This window comes from Microcoleus sp. K1-B1 (genome assembly GCF_036704705.1).
Classification (GTDB): domain Bacteria; phylum Cyanobacteriota; class Cyanobacteriia; order Cyanobacteriales; family Microcoleaceae; genus Microcoleus.
Genome location: NZ_JAUBSH010000166.1, coordinates 1 through 5,452, shown reverse-complemented (window position 1 = coordinate 5,452; position 5,452 = coordinate 1). Strand labels below are relative to the sequence as shown.

The window sequence follows — 5,452 nt, the reverse complement described above, 5'->3', positions numbered from 1 at the left end:
GACTCTTTTCTCCTGGCTCCTGACTCCTGACTCCTAATTCCAATTTCGAGCTTTGCTGCTTTCATTGAGATGCTCCCGACCTTAAGTTGTCACCAATGAGCACGGCGCCATGTCCTCGGTTACTCGCGAGGGTAATTTCATCATCCAATCCCGTTGATTTTACCCGTTTCCTCCGTTGCCTTATTTGGTTTTTCACCACTTTGTTGATGTTGATTCAATGGTGTACATTTTGAACTGTTATTTGACAAGGTTATGTAATGACTGTATCATAGGCTCTTAAGTTTAATTTTTGATTCCCTAAAATAACAATGCTAACAAACTTAGGATCGTGGATTAAATAACTTCCGTAGGTTGGGTTGAGGAACGAAACCCAACAATCAAGCTTGGGGTTGGGTTTCGTTCCTCAACCCAACCTACAAAAAATGCAAGTTCTTTAATTCTCATTCCTTAAGATGAAATACTGGTACGAAACGCTCGCAGTAGCACAGCGAATTTTAATTGAATTGGGGAGGCGCCGACGCAGCTTAGTCTTGTGGAGTATTTTTCCAGTTTCTATCTTGCTAATTAACGGTTTGATTTTAAAAGAACGCGCTAATCTCACCACAGCAAAAGCCTTTGAAACTGCTGCACCTGCAAGCTTAGTAGGAGCGGCTTTATTTTTTAGCTGTCTCGGTGGTAGCGTAGCAACGGTAGTAGCAGAGCGAGAACAGCATACCCTCAAACGCTTGTTTATTTCCCCGCTAAGTGGCACTTCCTACTTTTTAGGAATTTTCCTGGCTCACAGTTGCATCGGTATCGGTCAGGTAATTTTAGTATACACGATCGCCTCTTGTTTAGGAGCAAAATTTCAAGGCTCAATCCTGTTAGGATGTGCGATTATTCTGCTCAGTATTGTATCTTATGTAGGTGTAGGCTTTATTCTCGGCACCCAGTTTGCGAGGCGCACAGAAGATGTCAACTCCCTAGTAGCGGCTTTCGGCGTTCCTTTATTGATTTTAGGAGGCGCATTCTTACCTACTTCGCTGTTTCCCAAAAGCCTGCTGGAACTCGCCCAGTACAATCCAATCTATCACATGAACGAAGCGCTGATGGGCGTGTGGGCTGACGGCAAAGATTTGGCTGATATTGCAGAACACTTTTGGTATTTATTCATATTTTCTATTGCCATGATTGCAGGTGGATGGCTTTCTTACCGCAGGATGCTGAGAGTAGAAAGAAGACTTTAAAACTATCTCATTATGTCGTAATTATTCATCTCTCTCTTCTCTGACTCTGCGCCCTCTGCGCTCTCTGCGGTTTAATCGTTCAGAAACAACCGTAAATATATAAAATAATACGGAGCATTAAAGCAGTGCTGCAAATAGAAAAGCTAAATAAGTCCTATGGCGAGCGTTCAGTGCTTAAAGATTTAACACTGCACATTCAAGCTGGAGAAATTTACGGTTTACTGGGGCCAAACGGGGCGGGCAAAACTACAACTATCAATATTTTATGCAATTTGCTAAATGCCGACAGCGGCAAAGTTTCCATCAATGGCGAACCTGTTTCTGACTCTACAAAATCTTTAATCGGTGTAGCGCCCCAAGAAAATTTGCTTTACAAAAGCCTTAGCTGCGAAGAAAATCTCAACTTTTTTGCTCAAATTTATGGTTTAGAGCGCAAACAGCGGCGCTATCAAGTAAGACACTGTTTGAAAGCAGTTAATTTGACAGATAGAGCTACAAGCCCGGTGGAAACTTTGAGCGGAGGAATGCAGCGCCGTTTGAATATTGCGGTGGCGTTGGTACACCAGCCTAAATTAGTAATTTTAGATGAACCGACAACGGGTTTAGATATTGAGGCCCGCTATGAAATTTGGGAGTTAATTCAGCGATTGCAATCGGAAGGAATTACAATTTTGCTGACAACTCACTTGTTGGATGAAGCTGAGCGGCTGTGTCAGAGAATTGGGATTTTGAAAAATGGCAGTATTGTGGCTGAGGGCAGTTTGGAGGAGTTGCAAAAACTGATTCCGGCTCAAGAAATTATCGTGGTAAAAACCGACGAAGAAGCTGAAGTCATCGCCCGCGCTAAAGAATACAGTTTCATCCCCCGCCGCTACGGTAGCGATTTGGCTTTTTGGCTGCCGGAACGTTTAGAATTAAAAGAAATTATTTTGCTGTTCGACGGGATTTCTATTGATTCAATCGCTCGGTATCCGGTGCGGCTAGAACATATTTATGTCGAAGTCACTAAACAAACTGCATCTTAATCTGCGTCCATCAGCGTACATCCGCCCACATCTGCGGTTAAAGTTCCAAAGTAATTAACTGAGCAATTTCATCCGTTTGAAAACCCAACGCCATCGGCTTTTGCACTTGGGGAATCACTTGCACGTCATAGAGTTCTGTGACAATTCCTTCAAACCGCAACCAGTGAACGATCGCCCCCGTAGTCAAATCGATCACCATCATACCACAGCGAGCCTCAGCATCCTTGGCTACCAACAGCTCATCCAATTCTAAACCGCTAAAAGTGTTGTCACCACCCCGAGGTTTCGAGAGTCCCACAATTGCCCAATTTTGCCAAAATGCTAGTCCTCGGACATATCCCGGACAAAACGCAATTGCCTGAAATTTCCCTGTGTCTAAATCCACATATCCTAATTCCCCTCTCCCCGAATTCAGCAGCCACAACTTGTCTTGATACCAACGAGGTGAGTGTGGCATTGACAATCCTGTGACGATAATATCATTAGATTCGATATCAATAACTATACCGCCGTTTTTTCTGCGATCGCGCCAGCCATCCACCACATCCGACTGACTCGACGCTGTGACATATTTCGCCTCCCCCCCCACCATCGCCAAACCGTTGAGGTGACAGCGGTCTTCATTGATATATTGTGAAATAAAACCTGGTTTCCAGAAAGGTTTGCAACTGTGGCGATCGCTCAAAGTAGCGATACAATTAAACAAAGTGCTAATAAAAATGATTTGATTATTTTTATCAACTGCGATATCGTGAATGTCGATATCTCCTGTAGTATAACCGATTCTGGGTATATATAATTTATCGTATCCTTGGTATAATTTCCCGGCTTCTAAGACATTATCTAATTGCCAGAGTTGATATTTTGAACTTAAATAAAGGCGTTCCGGCGTGCAGAAAAGTCCCATTGCGCGATCGAATATTCGCCAAAAAGCCGAGATTCTGTTGGTTTCTGGCACAGCACCGATTAACATTAACCTGCTGGTTTGATAGGTAGTGCAAGCGAGGCTGATTTGTTGTTGGGTTAACCAAGATGGCAAATCGCGATCGCCAAAAATCTCGTGTTCCTGAGTTGTTTTGAAATTTGTGCGATCGTCATTATTCATAGAATTACTGAGCATAATTGCCTAAAATCAATAATCTGATAAACTCGCCCCGACTTCGACTTTTTATAATTTCCATAAAATAGCCAGAAAAATATAAAGATTTAATAAATGAGCAGCTAAAACCCTGACAGTACGATCGCAGCCTGCTAAGCTCCTACTAATTAAAAGTTTAGGGTGTCATCCGCTACCAGATAGAAATACCGGCATCGCAAATCGAATCGGGCGATCGCTTTTTGCATTTCAAAAATCAGTAATTCTACTCAAAGCAAAAACAGATGAACACCCTAACTCAACTTAACAAAAAACATCCCTTTGTTGCTTGCATGAGCAACCAATTAAGCTCGATCGTCATCCTGGACCCCGCAGTACCAGACAGCAACTACATAGCCCAAGGCCTCAAACCAGACACAGAAATCTACATCCTGGAAAACCAGCCTGATGCCGTAGAGCAAATCACCACATTCCTAGCTCAGCATCAAGGCATCGAAGCCCTCCACATCATCACCCACGGTAGCCCCGGCAAAATTTACTTAGGCACGACAGAACTCAACAGCAGCAACATCGAAAACTACAGCCAACAGTTGCAACAGTGGCGAAACGCCCTGAGTGCCAACGCCAGCATCATATTGTATGGATGTAACGTAGCAGCCGGGAAATCCGGGCACCAATTCCTGACTCAACTCCACCAACTCACAGGCGCAAACATCGCCGCTAACTCCCAACCTACAGGTAACAGCGAACTCGGAGGCACCTGGGACATCCCCCAACTCATCCCTCCATCCGGCGAAGTGTCCAAACTGGCGATCGTAGAAACCACCCTCAAAACCTACAGTGGTGTGCTGGGATTCGCCCCCAAAGTTGACTTCATAGCTGGCTCTCGGCCCATATACATCAGCATCGGCGACTTCAACGGCGACGGTAAACCTGACTTAGCTGTGGCGAACTTTAACAGCAACACCGCCTCGATCCTGCTCAACACCACCCCCACCAACGCCACCACCCCCACCTTTGCCACCAAAGTTGACTTCCCTACTGGCACTGCCCCCCTCTTTGTCACTGTAGTTTAGACTAAAAAATGAGCGCAGCTAAAAGTAGCCACCTTTGAATCTCAGGCAAGCTGTTGCTCAACTACTCGAAAAGTAGAAGATTAAATAGCTAATCTTGAAGACTTTTTGCGCCGAGAAACCCGTTTTTTGACAGTGGGATAGCACGGTGCCTTGGTACGTACCTTTCCTTTTTCCCAGCCCGGGGATTTTCCCCTATGTTTAGGGATTTTTGTAGGAGTCCCAATGTCAACTAAAAGCGAAAACATTGATTGAGCAAAACGTCCAGGAGTTAAACTGATATTACCAGATTGCCTGCAGTAAGACATTCTCAACCACTAAATCCCTAGCTAGCCAGAGTTGCCAACTCATCAATGGCATTAAATCACTCCACCGCTCGGATTGTTCGGGAGTTCTCAGGTTAGGCAAAGTCCAATGCAATCGTTGCTTGACAAATCTATACCAATGATCCACTCCAAAACGTCGTAAATACTTAAACCAGACTGTTTCGCTTAGGGAGAGTTCGTTCTCCCACCCAAGCCAACCATAAGGGTGGAAACGGCTGACCGTTTGACATGGGCTTCATTCTTTCGACGAGGATTAAATTGACTCTCTGTTGGGCCGCACGATAAAAATGTAAGTCAAGCCATTGTCTGACTCGAACTTGTCCCAACTGTGAATCTTCGTCAATTTCAATCACATTATCCGCGATGAGCCATGTGCTTGGGTCATTGAGTCTCATTTTCTGCCCGTGCTTACGTGGTCTACCGCGACCACTATAGGCTGGTGGTGCTGACCACTTTCCAGGAATTCTTTCGGACTCTCATTAAGCAATCAGCTTGAATGTCTGCTTGCGCTAATACCCAATTTGCATTGCCATATTCAGGCGTCTAAGACTGCTAAGACTGGATTGATGCTCTGTTCACAGACAAGTTTAAGTTGAGAAGCTGCTTGAAGTATGGGTGAAGACCCACTACTAAGTAGGTAGGCGGGAAAAAACCAATCTATGTAACAAAATATTAAGTTACCTAATTGGAGTTAAACTTAAGACGT

General features: G+C 44.5%; 5 protein-coding genes. 3 read left to right on the top strand and 2 right to left on the bottom strand.

Features of this window, described 5'->3' with window-relative positions; translation table 11 throughout:
* The first annotated feature begins 452 nt into the window (after nt 1-452).
* Both QUA83_RS29890 and QUA83_RS29885 read left to right on the top strand, forming a co-directional pair.
* Nucleotides 453-1,226, top strand: coding sequence for an ABC transporter permease (locus QUA83_RS29890; protein ID WP_333297809.1), 774 nt, complete (start codon nt 453-455; stop codon nt 1,224-1,226).
* Between the two features lie 170 nt (nt 1,227-1,396).
* Nucleotides 1,397-2,251 (top strand): ABC transporter ATP-binding protein, encoded by an 855-nt coding sequence (locus tag QUA83_RS29885; protein ID WP_445301830.1) that lies wholly within the window; start codon nt 1,397-1,399, stop codon nt 2,249-2,251.
* Nucleotides 2,252-2,288: 37 nt separating this feature from the next.
* Here QUA83_RS29885 and QUA83_RS29880 read toward each other — a convergent pair whose 3' ends face one another.
* Nucleotides 2,289-3,371: a TIGR03032 family protein gene (locus QUA83_RS29880; RefSeq protein WP_445301829.1), complete on the bottom strand. Its 1,083-nt coding sequence runs from the start codon at nt 3,369-3,371 to the stop codon at nt 2,289-2,291.
* A gap of 260 nt (nt 3,372-3,631) precedes the next feature.
* Between QUA83_RS29880 and QUA83_RS29875 the strand changes: the two genes are divergently transcribed.
* Nucleotides 3,632-4,423 carry a DUF4347 domain-containing protein gene (locus QUA83_RS29875; RefSeq protein WP_333297806.1) on the top strand — a complete coding sequence of 264 codons (792 nt, stop codon included), beginning with the start codon at nt 3,632-3,634 and terminating at the stop codon, nt 4,421-4,423.
* A gap of 469 nt (nt 4,424-4,892) precedes the next feature.
* Here the strand turns inward: QUA83_RS29875 and QUA83_RS29870 are convergent, their stop codons facing one another.
* Nucleotides 4,893-5,141 carry a hypothetical protein gene (locus tag QUA83_RS29870; protein ID WP_333297805.1) on the bottom strand — a complete coding sequence of 83 codons (249 nt, stop codon included), beginning with the start codon at nt 5,139-5,141 and terminating at the stop codon, nt 4,893-4,895.
* Between the last annotated feature and the right edge of the window lie 311 nt (nt 5,142-5,452).

Coding starts and splice junctions, on each gene's coding strand:
- QUA83_RS29890 (WP_333297809.1), top strand. CDS start 453: ATGAAATACTGGTACGAAACGCTCGCAGTAGCACAGCGAATTTTAATT.
- QUA83_RS29880 (WP_445301829.1), bottom strand. CDS start 3,371: ATGCTCAGTAATTCTATGAATAATGACGATCGCACAAATTTCAAAACA.
- QUA83_RS29875 (WP_333297806.1), top strand. CDS start 3,632: ATGAACACCCTAACTCAACTTAACAAAAAACATCCCTTTGTTGCTTGC.
- QUA83_RS29870 (WP_333297805.1), bottom strand. CDS start 5,141: ATGAGACTCAATGACCCAAGCACATGGCTCATCGCGGATAATGTGATT.